Origin of the sequence: uncultured Cetobacterium sp. (assembly GCF_947039425.1) — a bacterium.
Lineage (GTDB): Bacteria > Fusobacteriota > Fusobacteriia > Fusobacteriales > Fusobacteriaceae > Cetobacterium_A.
This window is the reverse complement of the sequence record NZ_CAMQYW010000012.1, coordinates 1-22,069: the sequence shown is the minus strand read 5'-3', so window position 1 is coordinate 22,069 and position 22,069 is coordinate 1. Positions and strand designations below refer to the sequence as shown.

Annotated in this window: 20 protein-coding genes, 1 tRNA gene and 1 other annotated feature; all 21 genes read right to left on the bottom strand. The window is 32.0% G+C overall.

Annotation, left to right across the window (positions count from 1 at the left end):
- A partial coding sequence (locus Q0V09_RS02140) for an aminotransferase class V-fold PLP-dependent enzyme (protein WP_297486948.1) occupies positions 1 to 193 on the bottom strand: 193 nt, incomplete at its 3' end.
- 97 nt (positions 194 to 290) lie between these two features.
- Positions 291 to 926, bottom strand: coding sequence for an endonuclease III (gene nth, locus Q0V09_RS02135; RefSeq protein WP_297486945.1), 636 nt, complete (start codon positions 924 to 926; stop codon positions 291 to 293).
- 13 nt (positions 927 to 939) lie between these two features.
- Positions 940 to 1,413, bottom strand: coding sequence for a GNAT family N-acetyltransferase (locus Q0V09_RS02130; RefSeq protein WP_297404592.1), 474 nt, complete (start codon positions 1,411 to 1,413; stop codon positions 940 to 942).
- Positions 1,413 to 2,639, bottom strand: a complete 1,227-nt coding sequence (tyrS, locus tag Q0V09_RS02125) for a tyrosine--tRNA ligase (protein WP_297486942.1) — start codon at positions 2,637 to 2,639, stop codon at positions 1,413 to 1,415. The genes Q0V09_RS02130 and tyrS overlap by 1 nt, the downstream gene beginning before the upstream one ends.
- Before the next feature lie 118 nt (positions 2,640 to 2,757).
- Positions 2,758 to 4,065: a phosphopyruvate hydratase gene (eno, locus tag Q0V09_RS02120; protein ID WP_297404596.1), complete on the bottom strand. Its 1,308-nt coding sequence runs from the start codon at positions 4,063 to 4,065 to the stop codon at positions 2,758 to 2,760.
- A gap of 39 nt (positions 4,066 to 4,104) precedes the next feature.
- Positions 4,105 to 5,514: a pyruvate kinase PykF gene (pykF, locus tag Q0V09_RS02115; protein ID WP_297404598.1), complete on the bottom strand. Its 1,410-nt coding sequence runs from the start codon at positions 5,512 to 5,514 to the stop codon at positions 4,105 to 4,107.
- Between the two features lie 298 nt (positions 5,515 to 5,812).
- The gene (locus Q0V09_RS02110; protein ID WP_297404600.1) at positions 5,813 to 7,789 is read right to left on the bottom strand and encodes a sodium-translocating pyrophosphatase; all 1,977 of its coding nucleotides are present in this window, start codon (positions 7,787 to 7,789) and stop codon (positions 5,813 to 5,815) included.
- 95 nt (positions 7,790 to 7,884) lie between these two features.
- Positions 7,885 to 8,877: an FAD:protein FMN transferase gene (locus tag Q0V09_RS02105; protein ID WP_297404601.1), complete on the bottom strand. Its 993-nt coding sequence runs from the start codon at positions 8,875 to 8,877 to the stop codon at positions 7,885 to 7,887.
- Positions 8,864 to 9,088 carry a DNA-directed RNA polymerase subunit omega gene (rpoZ, locus tag Q0V09_RS02100; RefSeq protein WP_297404602.1) on the bottom strand — a complete coding sequence of 75 codons (225 nt, stop codon included), beginning with the start codon at positions 9,086 to 9,088 and terminating at the stop codon, positions 8,864 to 8,866. The genes Q0V09_RS02105 and rpoZ overlap by 14 nt, the downstream gene beginning before the upstream one ends.
- Before the next feature lie 11 nt (positions 9,089 to 9,099).
- Positions 9,100 to 9,654 (bottom strand): guanylate kinase, encoded by a 555-nt coding sequence (gene gmk, locus Q0V09_RS02095; RefSeq protein ID WP_297404603.1) that lies wholly within the window; start codon positions 9,652 to 9,654, stop codon positions 9,100 to 9,102.
- 13 nt (positions 9,655 to 9,667) lie between these two features.
- The gene (locus Q0V09_RS02090; RefSeq protein WP_297404605.1) at positions 9,668 to 10,543 is read right to left on the bottom strand and encodes a YicC/YloC family endoribonuclease; all 876 of its coding nucleotides are present in this window, start codon (positions 10,541 to 10,543) and stop codon (positions 9,668 to 9,670) included.
- A gap of 60 nt (positions 10,544 to 10,603) precedes the next feature.
- The gene (gene rpoC / locus Q0V09_RS02085; RefSeq protein WP_297404607.1) at positions 10,604 to 14,548 is read right to left on the bottom strand and encodes a DNA-directed RNA polymerase subunit beta'; all 3,945 of its coding nucleotides are present in this window, start codon (positions 14,546 to 14,548) and stop codon (positions 10,604 to 10,606) included.
- A gap of 68 nt (positions 14,549 to 14,616) precedes the next feature.
- The gene (rpoB, locus tag Q0V09_RS02080; protein ID WP_297404609.1) at positions 14,617 to 18,114 is read right to left on the bottom strand and encodes a DNA-directed RNA polymerase subunit beta; all 3,498 of its coding nucleotides are present in this window, start codon (positions 18,112 to 18,114) and stop codon (positions 14,617 to 14,619) included.
- A gap of 211 nt (positions 18,115 to 18,325) precedes the next feature.
- On the bottom strand, positions 18,326 to 18,688 hold the full coding sequence (gene rplL, locus Q0V09_RS02075; protein ID WP_297404611.1) for a 50S ribosomal protein L7/L12: 363 nt from the start codon (positions 18,686 to 18,688) through the stop codon (positions 18,326 to 18,328).
- 57 nt (positions 18,689 to 18,745) lie between these two features.
- Positions 18,746 to 19,270, bottom strand: coding sequence for a 50S ribosomal protein L10 (gene rplJ, locus Q0V09_RS02070; RefSeq protein ID WP_297404612.1), 525 nt, complete (start codon positions 19,268 to 19,270; stop codon positions 18,746 to 18,748).
- Positions 19,271 to 19,288: 18 nt separating this feature from the next.
- Positions 19,289 to 19,433, bottom strand: a sequence feature (ribosomal protein L10 leader region).
- Between the two features lie 49 nt (positions 19,434 to 19,482).
- Positions 19,483 to 20,187, bottom strand: a complete 705-nt coding sequence (gene rplA / locus Q0V09_RS02065) for a 50S ribosomal protein L1 (RefSeq protein ID WP_297404613.1) — start codon at positions 20,185 to 20,187, stop codon at positions 19,483 to 19,485.
- 81 nt (positions 20,188 to 20,268) lie between these two features.
- The gene (gene rplK, locus Q0V09_RS02060) at positions 20,269 to 20,694 is read right to left on the bottom strand and encodes a 50S ribosomal protein L11 (RefSeq protein ID WP_297404614.1); all 426 of its coding nucleotides are present in this window, start codon (positions 20,692 to 20,694) and stop codon (positions 20,269 to 20,271) included.
- A 59-nt stretch (positions 20,695 to 20,753) separates the two neighbouring features.
- Positions 20,754 to 21,353 carry a transcription termination/antitermination protein NusG gene (gene nusG, locus Q0V09_RS02055; RefSeq protein WP_297404616.1) on the bottom strand — a complete coding sequence of 200 codons (600 nt, stop codon included), beginning with the start codon at positions 21,351 to 21,353 and terminating at the stop codon, positions 20,754 to 20,756.
- 1 nt (position 21,354) lies between these two features.
- Positions 21,355 to 21,537, bottom strand: a complete 183-nt coding sequence (secE, locus tag Q0V09_RS02050; protein WP_297404618.1) for a preprotein translocase subunit SecE — start codon at positions 21,535 to 21,537, stop codon at positions 21,355 to 21,357.
- Positions 21,538 to 21,575: 38 nt separating this feature from the next.
- A tRNA-Trp gene (locus Q0V09_RS02045) sits at positions 21,576 to 21,651 on the bottom strand.
- Positions 21,652 to 21,712: 61 nt separating this feature from the next.
- Positions 21,713 to 21,865, bottom strand: a complete 153-nt coding sequence (gene rpmG, locus Q0V09_RS02040; RefSeq protein ID WP_297404620.1) for a 50S ribosomal protein L33 — start codon at positions 21,863 to 21,865, stop codon at positions 21,713 to 21,715.
- Positions 21,866 to 22,069 lie beyond the last annotated feature (204 nt).

Genomic DNA, 22,069 nt, shown 5'->3' with positions numbered 1-22,069 from the left:
TAATTTCTTCTGGCTTTACTTTTAATAAATTTGCTATTTTCTCTCTTGATTCTGAAACTGCTAATCCTGTTTCTTTTCCAAATAAATGCATACTAAAAGCATTTCCATACTCTTCAGTTAAAAAGGGCATCATCACTTCTAAAACTTCTGCGTCCATTTTAGTTGTTCCATTATTATCCAGATAAACTCTCATATTTACCTCTCCTTAAATTCTCTATTTAATTTATATTAAAATAGTATCATTCTTTAGTTCTTCTGTCAAGAATTAAAAATACCAATATTTTTAATTTTTATTTTTTCTCTCCGTGCTTACAATACTCTTTAATCTCACACTCTAAACACTTGGGTCTTCTTGCAATACATTTATCTCTACCTTGCAAAATTAATAAATGAGAAAATTCTATCCAATATTTTTTAGGAATTATTTTCATCAATTCTTTTTCTATTTTTAATACGTCTGTCTCCTTTACTAGTCCTATTAAATTAGACAATCTTTTTACATGTGTATCAACTGTTATTCCAGAAGCTAATTTCCAAATTTCTCCTCTTACAACATTGGCTGTTTTTCTTCCCACTCCACCAAGTTTAATTAGTTCCTCCATCTCTGAAGGAACTAATCCATTATGATTCTCTAAAATTTGTTGACTACACAACTTTATATTTTTAGCTTTATTTCTAAAAAATCCAGTACTTCTTATTAAGTTTTCTATCTCTTCTATAGGCATCTCTGAAAATCCTAATGGTGTGTTTACAATTTTAAACATCTTTTCTGTAACTATATTTACTCTTATATCTGTACATTGAGCTGAAAGTATTACTGCCACTAAAAGTTCAAATGGTGTTGTATAATTTAATGCACATTCTGGTGACCCAAACTTATTTTCTAATATTTCAATTACTTTTTTTGCCCTATCTTTTTTTGTCATTTCAATACCTCCATCAATCAAGCATTTTCATATACAATTGATACTCTATATCTCTATGCTCAATTTGACCTTTAAAAAGAAAATCAGCTTTTTGAAAACACAATATAGATCTAATATTTTCTTCTAAAATATACGCTACCACATATTTTAAATCAGGATACTTAAACTTAATCTCCTCTGTACTTGCATTAATTATTGTTGTAGAATATCCTTTTCCTCTTATATTCTCTGCTAGATACAATGAGATTTCTGCTCCTTCAAAATCTTCTTCTATTTCAAATTTAACAATTCCTAAAAATTCACCTTCAAAACTCTCAACAGTAAACATTGTATAAAATGGGGAATTAATTAAAAAACTATACCACTGTTTATGATTTTGTTTTTGCTCCTCTTCACTATTTTTACAATATTTTCTTACATAGTTTAAATTTAAATGATTGTATATATTATCTATATCCTCTACAATTGTTTCTCTTATTACTATCACTATTTTATAACAACCCTATTAAACTTTTTCTTTCCTTGCTTTATCATCATTGCTCCATCTTTAAATAATTCATCTGTTACTTCCATTGCAAAATCAGTTACTTTATCATCATTTATAGACAAACCATTCTGTTGAACTAATCTTCTTCCTTCACTTTTTGTTTTTAAAAGTCCAAGTTCTACCATTAAGTCAACAAGTCCTGTTCCTATTCTATCTTTTGATATTTCAGATGTGGGAACATTTGACATATCCACTCCACCATTTCCAAATAATGTTTCTGACGCTTGCTTAGCTTTTTCAGCTTCTTCTACTCCATGAACTATTTTAGTAACTTCATAAGCTAATACTTTTTTAGCTTCATTTATTTCTGCACCTTCAAGAGCTGATAATCTTCTAACTTCATCCATTGGAATAAATGTTAATAATGCTAGTGGTTGAGCTACATCTGCATCTGGTAAATTTCTCCAGTACTGGTAAAACTCATATGGAGATGTTTTTTCTGGATCTAACCATAAAGCTCCTTTTGCTGTTTTCCCCATTTTATTTCCTTCACTATTTGTTAATAATGTACAAGTCATAGCATACCCTTGTTTTCTATCTTTCTTTCTTAATAGATCCACACCTGCAATCATATTTGACCACTGGTCATCTCCACCAAGTTCCATTGTACAACCATACTCTCTATTTAGAACTAGGAAATCATACCCTTGCATTAACATATAGTTAAATTCTAAAAATGATAATCCACCATTTTCCATTCTTGATTTAAAACACTCTGCTGATAACATTCTATTTACAGAAAACTGTGAACCAATATCTCTTATAAAATCAATATAATTTAAATCTCTTAACCAATCTGCATTATTTGCAAGAATAGCTTTTCCATCTGAAAAATCTATAAACTTTTCCATTTGTTTTTTTATAGATGCAACGTTATGAGCAATAATTTCATCTGTCATCATCTGTCTCATATCTGTTCTTCCACTTGGATCTCCTATTTGAGCTGTCCCTCCACCTATTAATGCTATTGGTCTATGACCATGTTGTTGCATATGTGCCATAAACATCATTGCTATAAAATGTCCTACGTGTAAACTGTCTGCTGTTGGGTCAAACCCTATATAAAAAGTTACTTTTTCTTTCCCTAATACTTCTTTTATCTCATCTTCATGAGTCATTTGCTTTATATAACCACGATCTTGTAATACTTGGAATACATTTGACATATTTTTCCTCCGATTTTTTATTATTTTACTAAGTTATTGTAGCATAAACCCCTTTATTTTTAAAGGTCTTATAAAAAAAAGAGGACCTTTTAAAGTCCTCTTAAAAAAATCTTATTATTTATTTTGCAGTATTATAGAATACGTTTAATCCGTTATATTGAGCTACTTCTCCTAACTCCTCTTCAATTCTTAATAATTGGTTATATTTAGCCATTCTATCAGTTCTTGAAGTTGAACCAGTTTTAATTTGTCCTGCATTAGTTGCAACAGCAATATCAGCTATCGTTGCATCTTCTGTTTCTCCAGATCTATGAGAAATTACAGCAGTCATATTAGCTCTTTTTGCCATTTCTATAGCATCTAAAGTTTCAGTTAAAGTTCCAATTTGATTTAATTTTATTAAAATTGAGTTAGCAGATTTCATTTCAATTCCTCTTGCTAATCTCTCTGTATTAGTTACAAATAAATCGTCTCCAACTATTTGAATTTTCTTTCCAACTTTCTCAGTTAACATTTGGAATCCAGCCCAGTCATTTTCTCCAAGTCCATCTTCTATTGATTTAATTGGATATTTTTCACATAACTCTGCATACCACTCAACCATATCTTCAGTACTTCTTACTACTCCACCCTCTCTTTTAAAGTGGTATTCAAAAGTTCCATCCTCTTTTTCTACACAGAACTCAGTTGCAGCTGCATCAAGTGCAAATGTAACATCTGTTCCTAATTCATATCCTGCAGCTTTAACAGCTTCAACAATTATATCTAAAGCTCCTTCAGTTCCGTTGATTTTAGCTGGTGCATATCCACCCTCATTTCCAACGTTTGTTGAATCTCCATTAGCTTTTAATATTTTTCCTAAGTGATGGAAAATTTCACATCCCATTCTCATTGCTTCAGCAAATGTTTTTGCTCCAACTGGTTGAACCATAAACTCTTGAACGTCTACAGCTGAATCAGCATGACTTCCTCCATTTAAAATATTCATCATTGGTACTGGTAATTCTTTTGCATTAACCCCACCTAAATATTTATATAGTGGTAATCCTAATGCTGCGGCTGCTGCTTTTGCTGCTGCTAAAGAAACACCTAATATAGCATTAGCTCCTAATCTATCTTTATTTGGAGTTCCATCTAAAGCGATCATTGCTTTATCTATAGCAACTTGATTTGTTGCATCCATTCCAATTACTAAATCTCTTAACTCTGTATTAACATAAGTTACAGCCTTTAACACACCTTTTCCTAAGTATCTAGATTTATCTTCATCTCTTAACTCAACAGCTTCATAAGCTCCTGTAGATGCTCCTGATGGAACTGCTGCTCTACCCATTGCTCCACATTCTAATAATACATCTACCTCTACTGTTGGGTTTCCTCTTGAATCAAGAATTTCTCTTCCTTTAACTTCAATTATTCTTGTCATATCTTTAAATCCTCCTTAGAATTTTTTATATCAATTTTTTTATTTTACTTTAATAACTTTCATTGAGTTACTTGTACCTGCTTTAAATACTTCTTCTCCACAGGCTGCTACTATAACATCTTTTGAATGAGATAATCCTAGTTCAACAGCTTTTGTTTCAGCAAATGCATAGAACTCTTCTAAAGTATAAGCTGTTGTTGCTAAATATGGAATTACTCCTCTTGTTAAAATCATTTGATTATATGTTTTCTCATTATTTGTTATTGCTAAAATAAATGCCTCTGGGAAATATCTTCTTAAAGCCATAGCTGATCTTCCTGATGAAGTTCCTACAACAATTAGCTTAGCTCCTAAAGCTTCAGCTACATCAACAGTTCCTCTTGCCATTGCTTCAGTTATTCTAACTCCCTCTTCATTCTCTATTTGGAAAGCTACTAATGGATCTGTTTTTTCAGCTATTTTTCTCATAACTGTTACAGCTTCTACAGGATATTTTCCTTTTGCTGTTTCTCCAGATAACATTATAGCATCTGTACCATCTAAAATAGCATTAGTAACATCTGTTGCTTCTGCTCTTGTTGGTCTTGGATTTTTTATCATTGAATCTAACATTTGAGTAGCTGTAATTACTACTTTACCTGCTAAATTACATTTCTCAACCATCATCTTCTGAGCAAATGGAACCTCTTCAACAGGAATCTCAACTCCTAAGTCTCCTCTTGCTACCATTATTCCATCAGACAACTCTAAAATTTCATCAAAATTATCTAATCCTTCTTGATTTTCTATTTTTGAAATTATTTTAATTTTTTCTCCACCGTTTGCATCTAAAACTTCTCTCACAGCTTTTACATCATCAGCTTTTCTTATAAATGATGCTGCAACAAAATCAACATTTTCTTTGCATCCAAATTTTAAATCTCCCATATCTTTTGCTGATAAAGCTGGCAATTGAACTGAAACATTTGGTAAGTTAACTCCTTTATTTTCACCTAAATCTCCGTTGTTTTTAACAAGACATCTAACTTCATTTCCAAAAATCTCTTCAACTTCCATTTCAATTAAACCATCATCTATTAAAACTATATTTCCAGGTTTCAAATCTTCAGTAAGTCCTTTATATGTTACAGCAACTCTATTTTCATCTCCAATAATTGTCTCATCTGTTGTTATAACAAATTTCTGTCCTGCCACTAACGCAACATCCTTTCCATCAATAAGTTTTATTGTTCTTATTTCAGGTCCTTTAGTATCAAGTAAAACTGCTGCATTAATTCCTGTATTTTTTATAGCTTCTTTTAAATTAACTATTCTATTTTTATGTTCTTCATGATTTCCATGAGAAAAATTCATTCTCATTACATTCATTCCAGCTTCTAACAATTCTGATAAAAGCTCTACCGATTCTGTTTTCGGTCCTATTGTACATACAATTTTCGTTTTTTTCATAATTCCTCCTAAATGAGTTTTTATATCTATTGAAATTGTTCTTTTCTCTCTTATTTATATATGTAAAATTCTATCTAATCTTAGCTTGAAAGTCAAGAAATGAAAGAGTTCATTTTTTACCTTTTTTTGAATATATAGTTTCCAATTTTAAGTATTATACCATTTTAATTCTATTTTTCATTGAAATTAATTTATATATATTTTATTCTTTATTAACTTAGACGCAAAAATTCCTAATTTAGATGTAAAAAAAAGCTAAACTCTCGAAAGAATTTAGCCTGATTTTTTAACATATTTTTTATACAAATAAAGGAACTAAAACAAGTGATACTATACTCATTAACTTTATCAATATATTTAATGATGGTCCTGATGTATCTTTAAATGGATCTCCTACTGTATCTCCAACTACTGCTGCTTTATGTCTATCTGAACCTTTTCCATCTCCAAGATATCCAGCTTCAATTTGCTTTTTAGCATTATCCCAAGCTCCACCAGCATTTGCCATCATTATAGCCATTAATATTCCTGTTACTAAAGAACCTGCTAATAATCCTCCAAGAGCATGTGGTGACCATAATCCAACTAACACTGGTGCTAAAATTGCTAAAATCCCTGGAACTACCATCTCTCTTAATGATGATCTTGTTGAAATCTCTACGCATCTTTTATAATCAGGTTTTACAGTTTTATCCATTATTCCTGGATTTTCTCTAAATTGTCTTCTAACTTCTTCAACCATTTCCATCGCTGCTTTTCCTACTGCTGTCATTGTTAAAGCTGAGAATAAGAATGTCAACATTCCACCAATAAATAAACCTACTATAACTTCTGGATTTATTATATCTAAAACAAAATCTTCTGCTGTTCTAACTTGAATCGCTTCCTTATATGCTGCAAATAATGATAATGCTGTAAGTGCTGCCGATCCTATTGCAAATCCTTTTCCTACTGCTGCTGTTGAGTTTCCTACTGCATCCAATTTATCTGTACACTCTCTTACTTCTGGAGGTAGCTCTGCCATTTCTGCTATCCCACCAGCATTATCAGCCACTGGACCATAAGCATCAACTGCCACAACCATTCCTGTTGTCGATAACATTCCTACCGCTGCTATTGAAATTCCATATAATCCACTACATTGGAAAGCTACTATTATAGCTAAAGAGATTACAATTAATGGAGCTACAGTTGATTCCATTCCCACTGCTAACCCTTCAATAATTGTTGTTGCAGCTCCAGTTTTTGCTGAATCTGCTATTCTATTAACTGCTCTTTTACCAGTATCTGTATATAGACCTGTAAAGTAAGCAATTACTAATCCTGCTACTAATCCTGCTACAATTGAGTAGAAAACTCCTATTGGTAAGGCTAAATATTTTACTACTCCAAAAGAAGCTACTAAAGATAAAAATCCTGCTATTCTCGTTCCATTTTCTAATTTATGATAAACTTTATCAGGATCATCCGTTTTAACTGTTACAGTTGCTAAAATAGATGCTAATATGCCAAAAGCTGAAATCGCTATTGGTGCTAAAAGGTACTCTTTTCCCAATGTAGTTCCTATTGCTAGTGTTGCGATAATCGATCCAACATAAGATTCAAATAAGTCAGCTCCCATTCCTGCAACATCTCCAACATTGTCTCCAACATTATCTGCTATAGTAGCTGGATTTCTCGGATCATCCTCTGGAATACCAGCTTCAACTTTTCCTACTAAATCCGCACCAACATCTGCTGCCTTTGTATAAATTCCACCACCAACTCTTGCAAAAAGTGCAATTGATGAAGCTCCCATTCCAAATCCTGTTATTATCTCTACATCCCAATTAAATAGGTATATCATAATTGTTAAACCTAGCATACCAAGTCCAACAACAGATAATCCCATTACTGCTCCACCTGCAAAAGCAACATCTAAGGCTTTTGATAATCCACCCTCTTTAGCTGCTATAGATGTTCTTCCATTTGCTTTTGTTGCTATTCTCATCCCTATATTTCCAGCTAATGCTGATGTTAAAGCTCCCATTATAAACGTAATGGCAACCATAGGATCTAAAAATATTCCTAATAATATTGCTACTGCTGCTACAAACCATACTAAAATTTTATATTCCGCTGTTAAAAAAGCCATAGCTCCCTCTCTAATGGCATCTGTTATCTCAGCAACTTTTGGAATATTAATTTCATAACTACCTACTTTCCTCGAATAAAAATTTGCTGACAACAATGCTATTATACCACCAAAGATTCCTAAATAGATCACTTGTTCCACTTTTAATACCTCCCAAGTAAGTTTTATATCTCTTAAGTATACGAGAAACCCCAAGATATTTCAAGCGGAAATAAAGTTCTTTTTTTCTTATTTTTTTACTGTTTTTTTTCAAATTTAAAGTTTTTGGAAAGGTGTATTTTATTGTTTATATCAACAATTAAAACCTCTAATCCTTGTGTCCTATCAGCTATTTCCATTACTTTATTAATTGGCATTAAGAAAAATGCTGTAGAATACAAATCTGAAATTAACGAGTTATTATTCACAACAACAACCATTCTCTTGTCATTTACCGGATATTTTGTTTCTTTATCGATAATATGATGATACCTTTTTCCACCAATTGTCACATAAGTTTGATAATCTCCAGAGACTCCCATGCTTTGATTTTTTAACTCTACTACTCCTAAAATATCTGATGGATTATCTGGATTTTGAATTCCTATTCTCCAAGGACTCCCATCTCCTTTTCCACCAATTGCTGCTATGCTAGAAATAGAACTTACAAATCCACTTTTTACTCCTTCTTTCATCATAAGTTCTTTTGCTTTTTCTACTGCATATCCTTTTAAAAAAGAACCAGTATCTAACTCCATTCCATTTTTCAAAAATTTTATATTATTACCTTCAACTTTTAAATTAGAATAATCCACTTCTAATGCTGCTTTGTCTAATTCTTTTGGTGTGGGTAACGTTGTTCTAAGTTCTGCCGTTTCAGAAAATCCCCAAGCATCCATTAAAGGTCCCATTGTTATATCATATTTTTTATTAGACATAAGGTATGCTTTATTTACTTCTTTTAATAAATATAGCCCTTCTGCATCAAATGTTGATTTTCCCTTCACATTTAATATATCTACTAAACTACCTTTCGTCTTGCTATTATACTTTGTATCAATTCTTTCTATCTCATCAAATGCACTATTCATTATTTTTTTTGCTTGTTTTTCATTATTAGAATAAATAGACAGTTTTATATAAGTTCCAAAAGCAAATTTTTCTTCATTTATTCTTTCCTCTTTCTTTTTACATCCTACAAAGATTATAAAAATGATCAAGAGCAGAAATAAATTTCTACTCTTGATCATTTGTTAATTCCTCTGGTAATTCTATATAAGTTATTTTATCCTCTAAAATCTCTCTAAAAGTTTTTCTTATTACTGTATCTTTCTTACCACATTTTATTAAAACAGGAGCACCTTTTCCAATATCTCTTGCTCTTTTCCCCGCTGTAATTGTTAAAGTATATTTATTTGGAATTTTAGCTAGTAATTCATCATATGTTATAGTTTTTTTCATTTTATTTCCTCCTAATTCTTTGAGTTGATAATTTTTACTAACTCTTCACATGATTTTTCAACTGTGTGATTAGTTATTGTTATATCATATTTATCTTCATATTTTAATTCTTCCAATGAATTTTTTAATCTTAACTGGATTGTTTCTTCACTATCAGTTTTTCTTCCTCTTAATCTTCTTTCTAAATCTTCACTTGTTGGAGTTCTAAAAAATACTAAATGAGCTTCAGGATATACATCTTTAACTTGAAGACCTCCTTGCACATCTATTTCAAGAATAACATTCTCTCCTGTTGCAAGTCTAGCTTCAACTTCTGATTTTAAAGTCCCGTAGTAGTTAGTGTGTACAGTTGCATATTCTAGAAATTCTTTATTTTGAATTTTTTCTTTAAACTCTTCCACACCTAAAAAATAATAATCTCTTCCATTTAACTCTCCCTCTCTAGGTTCACGAGTTGTGGCAGATGTAGCTAAGTTTATTCCTAACTGTTTTCTAACTATTCTACATATTGTTGATTTTCCAGCACCACTTGGTCCTGATACAATAAATAGTTCTCCTTTTACCATTTCCTTCTCCTTTTTATTCTATATTTAAAGCTTGCTCTCTTATTTTTTCAATTTCATTTTTACATTCTACTATTAATTTTGAAATTTCATAAAAATTACATTTCACTCCAGATGTATTTAATTCTCTAAATATCTCTTGAAGAATAAAATCAATTTTTTTACCTATTCCAGTATCAGTTGATTCTAGTTCTATTTTTAATTGACAAAGATGACTTTCCAATCTAGAAACTTCTTCTGATATATCAGATCTATCTGTAAATAAAAGGATCTCTTTTAGAATAGATTCCTCATTAAATTCAATTTCTTGAATTTTTGAAAGTCTTTCAAGTAATTTTTCTTTATAATTTACAACAACTAATTCTTTCATCTCTTTTATTTTAGATATATTTTTCTCTAAAATACTTATGCATTCTAAGAAATATATTTTCATTCTATTTCCTTCTGCTTCTTTCATATTAATAAAAGAATCTAATAATCTATGTAAATTTTCAACAATAAAATTTTCATAATCTTTTTCATCAATTTCAAGATCATTTCTTTTAATAACATTTAGATTTTTCACTAAAAAATCTAATTTATTACTAAATTTTTCACTATAATCCTCTTCCATTGTTGTTAAAATCTGCATATAAGAATTACTTAAATTTTTATCATATTCGAATAATTTTTCCACTTCTCTTTTATCTTGAAATTCGATTTTTAAATCAATACTTCCTCTTTTTACTTTAGAAGCAACCTCTGTTCTGATTTTATTTTCCAAAAAATTTAGTATATAGGGTGATTTTATTTTAAAATTTAAATTTTTATTATTCACGCTTTTAATCTCTAATGATATTGCATATTTCTCATTTTCAAAATATTCTTTTGAATATCCCGTCATACTTCTCATCATATCACCCTTTCATAAATAAAATGCTAAAATAGGCGACAAAGTCGCCTATTCTATTAGTTAATCCTCTATCTCTACTGGAACTATATTTTTATAAGCTTTATATCCAGTACCTGCTGGAATTTTCTTACCTATAATTACATTTTCTTTTAGCCCCTCTAAGTAATCTTCCTTACCTTCTATTGCTGCATTTGATAGAACTTTTGTTGTTTCTTGGAATGATGCTGCTGAAATGAAACTTCCTGTGTTAACAGCTGCTTTTGTTATACCTTGAATTACTGGCTCATATTTAATTTCAGCCTTTCCTTCATGTCTTAACTTAGCATTTTCTAATTCAACTACTCTCTTCTCAACAACTTCATCTTCTAATAATAATGAAGCTCCAGAATCTACGATTCTTACCTTCTTAAACATCTGCTTAACTATAATCTCTATATGTTTATCATTTACTGTAACACCTTGGTCTCTATAAACCTGTTGTACTGACTCTAGTATAAATTGCTCTGCTGCAACTAATCCTTTAATGTTTAATACATCAAATGGTGATATAGCTCCATCAGTTATTTTATCTCCAGCTTTTACAAGCATTCCATCAGTTACGATTAAGTGTTCTCCTACTGGTGCTAAGTACTCTTTAAAGTTTTCTGAATCAAAAGTAGATCTGATAATAATTACTCTCATACCTTTTTTCTTTCTTCCAGTAACTTCAACTTTACCATCTATTTCAGATAGTATAGCTTTTCCTTTTGGATTTCTAGCTTCAAATAACTCTTGAATTCTAGGAAGACCTCCAGTAATATCCTTCGTACCTTCACCTTCTTTAATTATTTTTGCTATAATTTGACCAGTTTTAACTTCTTCCCCTTCTCTTACCATTAAGTATGCTCCAAATGGTATTGAATAACTTTCTATAGCTGCTCCCTCTTCATCAAAGATAACAACTCTTGGGTTAGCGTCTCCTGATTCAACTGTTTTTATAGCTCTATACTCTGTTACATTATATTTTTCATCATAATCTTCTTTTACATATAGTTCTCTATATTCTATTCTACCATCTTGGTTGGCAATAATAGGAATATGATATGGATCAAATGTTACTAGAACATCTCCAGTTTTAACTTCTTGTCCATCTTCAACTTGTAAAATAGATCCTGAAGCTATTTCATAATCATAGTTTCCTATAATTATTTTAGTTGATTGAGATACTACAATTTTCTCATGTGAAGCTTGATTTTCAAGTATTTTTAAGTCTTTAAATACTACTTTACCTGAATTTTCAGCTTTAATACTTGTTGCAGATGCTGTTGCTGTTGCAACTCCACCTGTATGGAATGTTCTCATTGTAAGTTGTGTTCCTGGCTCTCCAATTGATTGAGCTGCAATAACTCCAACTGCTTCTCCAAGTAATATTTCCTTATGATTAGCAAGATCCATTCCATAACATCTTTGACATACTCCTTTTTCAAGATCACATGTTAAAGGTGTTCTAATTTTAACTTTCTTTATATCTAATTCAGTGATTCTAGCAATTTGTTCTTTTGTAAACATCTCGTTTCTTCTAGCAATAATCTCACCATCTAAAACAACATCTTCTGCTGGAACTCTTCCTAATAATCTTTCTGATAATTTTTCAATAACTGCTCCATCAGAAACTAGTTCTGCTACTTCGATTCCTTCATGTGTTCCACAATCTTCAGCATTTACAATAACTTCGTGTGAAATATCAACTAATCTTCTTGTTAGATATCCTGAATCGGCTGTTCTTAAGGCAGTATCTGCTAGTCCTTTTCTTGCTCCGTGTGAAGACATGAAAAATTCTAATACTGTTAGTCCTTCTCTAAAGTTGGCCTTGATAGGTACCTCAATGATTCTACCTTGTGTATCGGCCATGTTTCCTCTCATTGCCGCAAGTTGTCTCATCTGTGCAATAGATCCTCTGGCTCCAGAGTTCGCCATCATATAAACTGGGTTAAATTGATCTAGTCCACTCATCATTGCATCTGTTACTTTAGCTGTTGTTTCAGACCAAAGAGCTACAGTTTTTCTATATCTCTCTTCATTAATAATCTTTCCAGATTTATAATCTGCTTCAATTTCAGCTACTTTTTTATCTGCTTCTTCTAATATAGGTTTTTTAGATGCTGGAATTTCCAAATCTTCAATTCCTACTGATACTCCTGCAAATGTTGCATAGTGGTATCCAAAATCTTTAATATCATTTATTAATTCTGCAGTCTTAGTAAATCCATGCATTTCATATAACGTTCCAATTAATTTCTTTAATTGAGATTTACCAAATGTTATATCATATTGTTTATTTACTTCTGGTAATATGTTATTAAACATAATTCTTCCTGCTGTAGTTTTTACCATTTCTCCATTAATTCTTGCATTTACAACAGCATGAGTATCAATAATACCTGTATCATAAGCTGTTAAAACTTGCTCTTTATTAGAGAATGATTTACCTTCTCCTCTTGCACCTGGTCTGTCTTTAGTCATATAGAAACATCCCATTACCATATCTTGAGATGGAACAGCAATTGGCTCTCCATTTGAAGGTGATATAATATTATTTGGTGCTAACATAAGAAGTTTTGCTTCCATTATAGCCTCAGGCGATAACACTAAGTGTACTGCCATTTGGTCTCCATCAAAGTCAGCATTAAATGCAGAACATACTAGAGGGTGAAGTCTTATTGCTTTTCCTTCTATTAGAACTGGTTCAAAAGCTTGGATTGATAGTCTATGAAGTGTGGGTGCTCTGTTTAATAGTACTGGGTGATCTTGAATTACATCTTCAATTACATCCCAAACTTTATCATCTGCATCTTCAACTAACTTCTTAGCTGTTTTTATATTTGTAGCTAACTCTCTCTTTACTAATTCTCTCATAATGAAAGGTTTATAAAGCTCAAGTGCCATTTTTTTAGGAATTCCACATTGGTTCATTTTTAATGATGGACCAACAACAATTACCGATCTTGCAGAGTAATCTACCCTTTTTCCAAGAAGGTTTTGTCTGAATCTACCTTGCTTACCTTTTAACATATCTGATAGAGATTTTAACTCTCTGTTGTTTTGAGCAACAACTGGTTTTCCTCTTCTTCCATTGTCAATTAAAGCATCTACTGCTTCTTGAAGCATTCTTTTTTCATTTTTAACAACGATTTCTGGAGCTTTTATTTCTAAAAGTCTTTTTAATCTGTTATTTCTGTTTATAACTCTTCTATATAAATCATTTAAGTCAGAAGTAGCAAATCTTCCTCCATCTAATTGAACCATAGGTCTTAAATCAGCTGGTATAACTGGAACATTCTTTAAAATCATCCATTGAGGTTGATTTCCTGATGCTAAGAAATCTCTAGTTATTTTTAATCTTTTTACTAATTTCTTTCTTTTTTGAGCTGAATTTACATCTTCTAACTCTTTTTCAAGTTCTAATCTAAGAGCTTCTAAATCTATCATTTCTAATAGCTTTAATATTGCTTCTGCTCCCATTTTTGCTTCAAATTGTCTTCCGTACATTTGCTTATAAAGCTTGTATTCTTTTTCAGTGATAATTTTTCCAATTTTTAAAGTTGGCTCTTCACTTACTGTAACAATATATCTAGCAAAATATAAAACTGATTCTAATTCTTTAGGAGATATTCCTAAAATTAAAGACATCTTATTTGGAGTACCTTTTGAGTACCAGATGTGAGCTACTGGGGCAGCTAAACCTATATGCCCCATTCTCTCTCTTCTAACTTTAGATTTTGTAACTTCAACGCCACATTTCTCACAAGTTAGACCTTTATATCTCATTCTCTTATATTTTCCACATGAACATTCCCAATCTTTCGATGGTCCAAATATTCTTTCACAAAAAAGTCCATCCATTTCTGGATTTAGTGTTCTATAGTTTATAGTTTCCGGTTTTGTAACTTCTCCGTAAGACCAATCTATGATCTTCTCTGGAGAAGCAAGTTTTATTCTAATCTTTTCAAAACTTTTAATTCCCATATTAAATACAAAGCCTCCTTAAATGAGATAAAGCTTTCATCTATCATCATATTCAATTAATTTTAAAATTAGTTTATCTGGTCAGATAAAGAAAATTCAACAATTGTTTCATCTTTTCCTAACTCTTCGTTAACGTTAATTAACTCATTGTTTAAATCAAATAACTCTACATCTAGTGCAAGAGCTTGGAACTCTTTCAATAGAACTTTAAATGATTCTGGTAAATCTGCCTCTGGCATCTCTTCACCTTTTACGATTGCCTCGTAAGTTTTTGTTCTTCCAGTTACGTCATCTGACTTAACTGTTAACATCTCTTGAAGTATGTTTGAAGCTCCGTAAGCCTCTAGTGCCCAAACCTCCATCTCTCCAAGTCTTTGTCCTCCGAACTGAGCTTTTCCTCCTAGTGGTTGTTGTGTTACTAGTGAGTATGGTCCAATTGCTCTTGCGTGCATTTTATCCTCAACAAGGTGATGTAGTTTTAACATATACATTCTTCCTACTGTTACTGGATTATCAAACTTATCTCCTGTTCTTCCATCAAATAATGTTACTTTACCTTTTCTAGGGTATCCTGCTTTTTCTAAATAATCTTTAACTTGCTCTTCTCTAGCTCCATCAAATACTGGAGTAGATAAATAAGTTCCACCATTTAATTTTCCCATAGCCATACCTAAGTGAACCTCAAGTACTTGTCCTATGTTCATACGTGATGGTACTCCAAGTGGATTAATAACAACATCTAAGTGAGTTCCATCTGCTAAAAATGGCATATCTTCTGAAGGTAATACTCTAGAAACAACACCTTTATTACCGTGTCTTCCTGACATTTTATCTCCAACAGTTATCTTTCTCTTTTCTGCAATGAATACTCTTATTGATCTATTTACTCCAGCCTTTAATTCATCTCCATTTTCTCTTGATAACTCAAGAACTTCAACAACTGTTCCTTTAGATCCATGAGGCATTTTTAGTGATGTATCTCTTACATCTCTAGCTTTTTCACCAAAGATTGCTCTTAGTAATTTTTCCTCTGCAGGTGGTTCTGATTCACCTTTTGGTGCAGTTTTTCCAACAAGAATATCTCCTGGTCCAACTTCTGATCCAACAACAATTATTCCTCTAGCATCTAAGTTCTTTAAAGCTTCCTCTGATACATTTGGAATCTCTCTTGTTATCTCTTCATCACCTAGTTTAGTGTTTCTAGCTTCTATTTCGTATTCTTCTATATGTATTGATGTAAATACATCATCTTTTCTTAATCTATCAGATATTAAAATCGCATCCTCATAGTTATACCCTTCCCAAGGCATAAATGCCATTAAGATATTTCTACCTAAAGCTAGATCTCCACCTTTAGTAGCAGGTCCATCAGCAATTACTTGCCCTAACTCTACTTCCTGTCCTAACTCAACTAATGGAGTTTGGTGTAAACACATTGCTTGGTTTGATCTTTCGAAGTTTAATAATCTATGTTTATATGATTTTCCTTCTGCATCTTCAACTATAATCTCTTTAGCATCAACATAAATTACTTTACCTTCTGCTTTAGATGATATTACAGCTCCTGAATCAACAGCAACTTTTCTTTCTAACCCAGTTCCGATAAATGGTGCCTCAGTTCTTAGTAAAGGTACTGCTTGTCTTTGCATGTTTGATCCCATTAGGGCTCTGTTAGCATCATCATGCTCTAAGAATGGTATTAATCCTGCTGAAACTGATACAACTTGTTTAGGCGATACATCTAAATAATGCACTTTATCTCCTAATATATGAACAATCTCATGCCCATATCTACAAACTACATCTCCAAGAAGCTCTCCATTCTCACCAATTGTTGTATCGGCTTGAGCTATAAATAATCCTTCTTCTTCATCAGCAGCTAAGTAATGAATATTATCAAAATTAGCCACTCCATTTTCTACTTTTACATAAGGAGTTTCAATGAATCCATATGAATTAACCTTTGCATAAATAGCTAATGATCCAATCAGACCGATATTTGGTCCCTCTGGAGTTTCTATTGGACAGATTCTTCCATAGTGAGAATCATGTACGTCTCTTACTTCAAATCCTGCTCTTTCTCTTGAAAGTCCACCAGGTCCTAATGCAGAAATTCTTCTCTTATGAGTTAACTCTGCTAAAGGATTTGATTGGTCCATGAATTGAGAAAGTTGACCTGATCCAAAGAAATCTAAAACTAAAGCATTTAAAGGTCTTGTGTTTAATAATGATTGTGGAGTTAATGTTTCTATATCTTGTATAGTCATTTTCTCTTTTACCATTTTACCCATTTTAGATAGTCCTGTTTTAATTTGCATTAATAACAGCTCTCCTACACCTCTAACTCTTCTGTTTGATAAATTATCAATATCATCAGTATGACCTTTTCCATTATTTAATCCAATTACATACTTAATAGTTCCAATTACATCTTCTTTTGTTAATAGAATTTCATCTTCTGGTAAATCTAATTTTAATCTTTTGTTCATTTTATATCTTCCAACTGGCTCAAGATCATATCTTTGAGGGTTGAAGAACATTTGTTTGATTAATGATCTTGCAGAATCTATTGTAACTAAATCTCCTGGTCTTAATTTCTTAAATACCTCTGTTACAGCTTCTTCTTTTGTATCTCCTGTATCATTAACTATTGTATTTGCCATTACTTTATCTTCAGGCTTTACTTCCCAAATTAAAATGTTTTCAATTTTTAAATCTATTAAATCAAGAACAACAGTTTCTGTTATTAATTGTTTAGTTTCAAACAATACTTCCCCTGTCTCTTCGTTGAAAACATCCTCTTTAATGAAACTTCCTTCTATTCTTGTTCTAAGAACACTTAAAAGTTCCTCTTTATTTGTATATCTCTCATAATATTCTGTTAAATCTATTTCTTTTTCTTCTAAGAATTCATCCATAACTTCTTCATTTGTTTCAAAGAAATCTACAGCTTTTAAGAAAACAGTTGCTAAAACTTTTTTCTTTCTATCAATTTTAACACTTAAAAAATCATTCTTATCAGTTTCGAACTCTAACCAAGTTCCTTTGTATGGTATAATTTTCCCTGAGAATAAATCTTTACCTGTTTGAATATTAACTTCTTTATTGAATGATACTCCTGGCGATCTATGAAGTTGCGATACTACAACTCTTTCAGCACCATTAATTATAAATGTTCCTCTTTCAGTCATTAGAGGCACTTCACCGAAATATACAAGAGTTTCTTGTATTTCATTTCCACTTTTCTTATTAGTAAGTCTTAATCTTACTTTTAAAGAAGCAGAGTAAGTTTTTCCTCTTTTTTTACACTCAAGCTCATCATTTAAAGGCGCATCAGCTTCGTGCAACTCATAGGCAACATATTCTAATTTTATATCTCCATTTGAAGATTCAACAGGGAATACTTCTCTAAAAGCAGACTCTAACCCCTTATCTTTTCTGTTAAGTGGAGCCTCCTTAGCTTGTAGAAAATCTTCATAGGAATCCAGTTGGAATTCTAAGAAGTGAGGCATATTTCCTCTTTCTTCGATTCTTCCAAAATTCAATCTTTCAACGAGTTTCCCCATCAATTCACACTCCTTACTATTTATATAGTGATCAATACCTAATCTTTGGAAAATAAAACTAATTTTATTTTCAAAAGATTAAGTATTAACTTTACCGACCATTTTTATAGATTCTTTTTTTTAAATGAGTAAAAAGGCACCCTGTTAGAGTGCCTATTTTTTTTCATTTTAGTATAACATGTTACTAATTTAATAATAACTTTTATGGTTATTACTTAACTTCTACTGTTGCTCCAGCTTCAGTTAATTTAGCTTTTATTGCTTCAGCATCTTCTTTAGAAGCGGCTTCTTTAATTACTCCACCGTTATCTACTACTGCTTTCGCTTCTTTTAATCCTAAACCAGTTATAGCTCTAACCTCTTTGATTACAGCGATTTTGTTTGGTCCTGCAGCAGTTAATACTACATCAAATTCAGTTTTTTCTTCTACAGCTGATCCCTCAGCAGCAGCTACAGCTACTGGTGCAGCAGCAGTTACACCGAAGTGCTCCTCTAAAGCTGTTACTAATTCTCTTAACTCTAATACTGACATAGCTTCTAAATCAGCTATGAATTGCTCTCTATTGAATGCCATTGTTATTTCCTCCTTAAATTATCTTTGTTTTATTTTTAATTTTCTCTAATGAGATAATTACTCAGCAGCTGCTTCTTTTTGTTCAGCTATTGCTACTGTTGCATATGCAAGTTTTCTAACTGGACCTAACATTCCGTTTAAGATCATAGATAGAAGTTGTTCTCTTGATGGTAATTTAGCAAGTGATACTACCTCAGCAGTTTCCATTCTCTTACCAGTTAATAATCCACCTTTTATTGTGAATATAGTTTTTTTAGCTTTTGCATTAGCTTTTGCTTGTGCTGCTTCAACTTCATAAACTACTTTAGCAGGAGTTACTGGATCAGCATATCCGAATGCAAATGCAGTAGTTCCTTCTAGTAAATCATCGAATTTATCAGCGATACCAGCTTCAGCTAGTGCTATTTTGAACAATCTGTTCTTAGCAACTAAGTACTCAGCTCCATTTGCTCTCATTTGTCTTCTTAACTCAGTCTCTTGATTTACTTTAAGACCTTGATAATCAACAAGAACGATAGATTGAGCTTTAGATATTTTTTCAACTAATTCTGCTACAAGTTCTTTTTTTAATTGAGTTGCCATTTTTGATTCACCTCCTCTTTTACTCTAAAATTACCTCCGCTCCAAGGTGGGAACGGAGGTTTCATTGCTTCTAATTAATGAGGCTAGCGAATACCTTCTTCCAACCTCGGTAGGTTTTAAAGCTTTCGCCACCTACGGTCTTTGGTTTGGATCTATATTAAATTATTTATCCAACTTTTTTCAGCTTTTTCAGCTTTACTATTATATCACAACTACGCGTTTTTTGCAACTAAAACTGGATCCATTTTTACACCTGGTCCCATAGTTAATGAAACTGCTACTGTTTTTAAATATTGACCTTTAGATGCAGAAGGCTTTAATCTGATGATTTCATTCATGAAAGCTGTAAAGTTTTCAGCAATTGCTTCTTCAGAGAAATCCGCTTTACCAATTGGTGCGTGGATTGATCCTAACTTGTCTACTCTAAATGCAAGTTTTCCTTTCTTGAACTCAGATACTGCCGTTGCGATATCTGGTGTAACTGTTCCTGATTTAGGGTTAGGCATTAAACCTTTAGTTCCTAAAACTCTTCCCAGTCTTCCTAATTTAGGCATCATGTCAGGTGTTGCGATTACGATATCGAAATCGAACCATCCTTGTTGAATTTTTTCGATGTATTCTTCTGCTCCAGCATAATCTGCTCCAGCTTCTAAAGCTTTTTCTACGTTAGCTCCTGAAGTTATTGCTAATATTTTTACTGTTTTTCCAGTTCCGTGAGGAAGTACTACTGTACCTCTAACTTGCTGGTCTGCATGTCTAGGATCTACTCCTAATCTTAAAGCAATTTCAACTGTTTCTACGAAGTTTGCTGTTCTTGTTTTTCTTACAAGTTCTAAAGCTTCTTTAACCTCGTATAATCTTCCTTGCTCAACTAATTTAGCTATTTCTAGGTATTTTTTACCTCTTTTGTTTGCCATTGAAAATTTCCTCCTTCTGTGGTTAGACGGACATATTGTGTCCTACCACTTAATATCACATAAATAAGAATTGACTTCTAATTAGTCTTCTATTTTGATTCCCATTGATCTTGCTGATCCAGCTATTATATTCATAGCTGCTTCTACTGTTCCAGCATTTAAATCTGGCATCTTAGTTTCAGCAATTTCTTTTAATTTAGCTGTGTTTATAGTTGCAACAACATCTTTTTTAGAGTTTGCTGCTCCTGATTTGATTCCTGCAGCTTTCTTTAATAAATCTGAAGCTGGTGGAGTTTTTAAGATAAATGTGAATGATCTGTCGTTATATACAGATATTTCAACTGGAATGATCCATCCCGCTTTATCTTGAGTTTTTGCATTGAACGCTTTACAGAATTCCATAATGTTAACTCCGTGTTGTCCTAATGCTGGTCCTACTGGTGGAGCAGGGTTAGCTTTTCCAGCTGGTAATTGTAATTTAATTAATCCGATTATTTCTTTTGCCATTGTTGAATTACACCTCCATAAAATTGTGGTATTGATCTACGATCTCCCACAGGCTTAAATTAAGCCTTTTCTACACTGTCAAGGTCAACTTCTATTGGAGTCATTCTTCCAAACATCTCTAACATAACCTTAACTTTTCTATGTTCCATATCGATTTCCGCAACTTTACCTTCTTGATCCTCAAATCCTTCAGATAGAAGTTTTACATAGTCTCCTACTTCGTAGTCTACTCTTATAACTTCTTTAAGTTCCTTCTCGTCCTCTTCTGTTCTGTATCCTATTACTGAGAAGATATTTTCAACTTCATCATCTTCCATTGGAATTGGATCTGATCCAACACCAACAAACCCTGTTACTCCATTAGTATTTCTAACTACGTACCAAGCATCTGAGTCTACTCTAAAATTAATTCCATCAGTGCTTTCCTCTCTTGTTGCTTCCATTTCAAGCATTACATATCCAGGAAATAACTTTCTAGAAATTATCTTTTTCTTTCCTCTTCTCTCTTCAATAGATTCTTCTTCAGGTACTAATACCTTACTAACTATAGCACTAAGCCCTAGTGTCTCTATCTTTTGTTCTAAATCTGTTTTTACTTTTTTCTCATACCCCGAATAAGTATGAATCATAAACCATTTTCTTACTAAGCTTTTTTCCATTTTATCCTCCAAAGAGAGATACAAGCATCTTTAAAAGTCTTGAAGCAATTATATCGAAAACTCCCAAGTATATCCCTAAAAATATACTCATAACAACAACCCAAGTAGTTGCTGATACTATTTCCTTTTTTCTAGGCCATTCGACCTTTGAATATTCTTTTTTTACATCATTAACTAATCCCATATTTGCACCACCAATACTTTTATTTTTTTAAAAAAAAATGGCAGGTCAAGAGGGAATCGAACCCCCAACCCTCGGTTTTGGAGACCGATGCTCTGCCAATTGAGCCATTGACCTGCATGTTGTTGCAAACTTACTTAAAAAATTAAAGAAGAATTAACTTCTTTAATTTAGATAATTACTTTTTAGTTTCTTTATGTAATGTTACTTTTTTGTCCCATTTACAGTATTTATTTAACTCTAATCTGTCAGTAGTGTTCTTTTTATTCTTTGAAGTACTATAATTTCTTCTTTTACACTCTGTACACTCTAATTGAATATTTACTCTCACTCGTTACACCTCCACTCATCTAACGGATATCACAATCCTCCCATACTTTTATTTTATTGTATGGTAAAAAAGAGTTTCCTATTGCTTTCTTTTAAGACATAGATGATAATACCACTTTTTTTTATTTTTGTCAATATATTTTTAGCAAATAAAAAAAGATTGGCAACTTCCTATCCTCCCAGGGGGCTGCCCCCCAAGTACTTT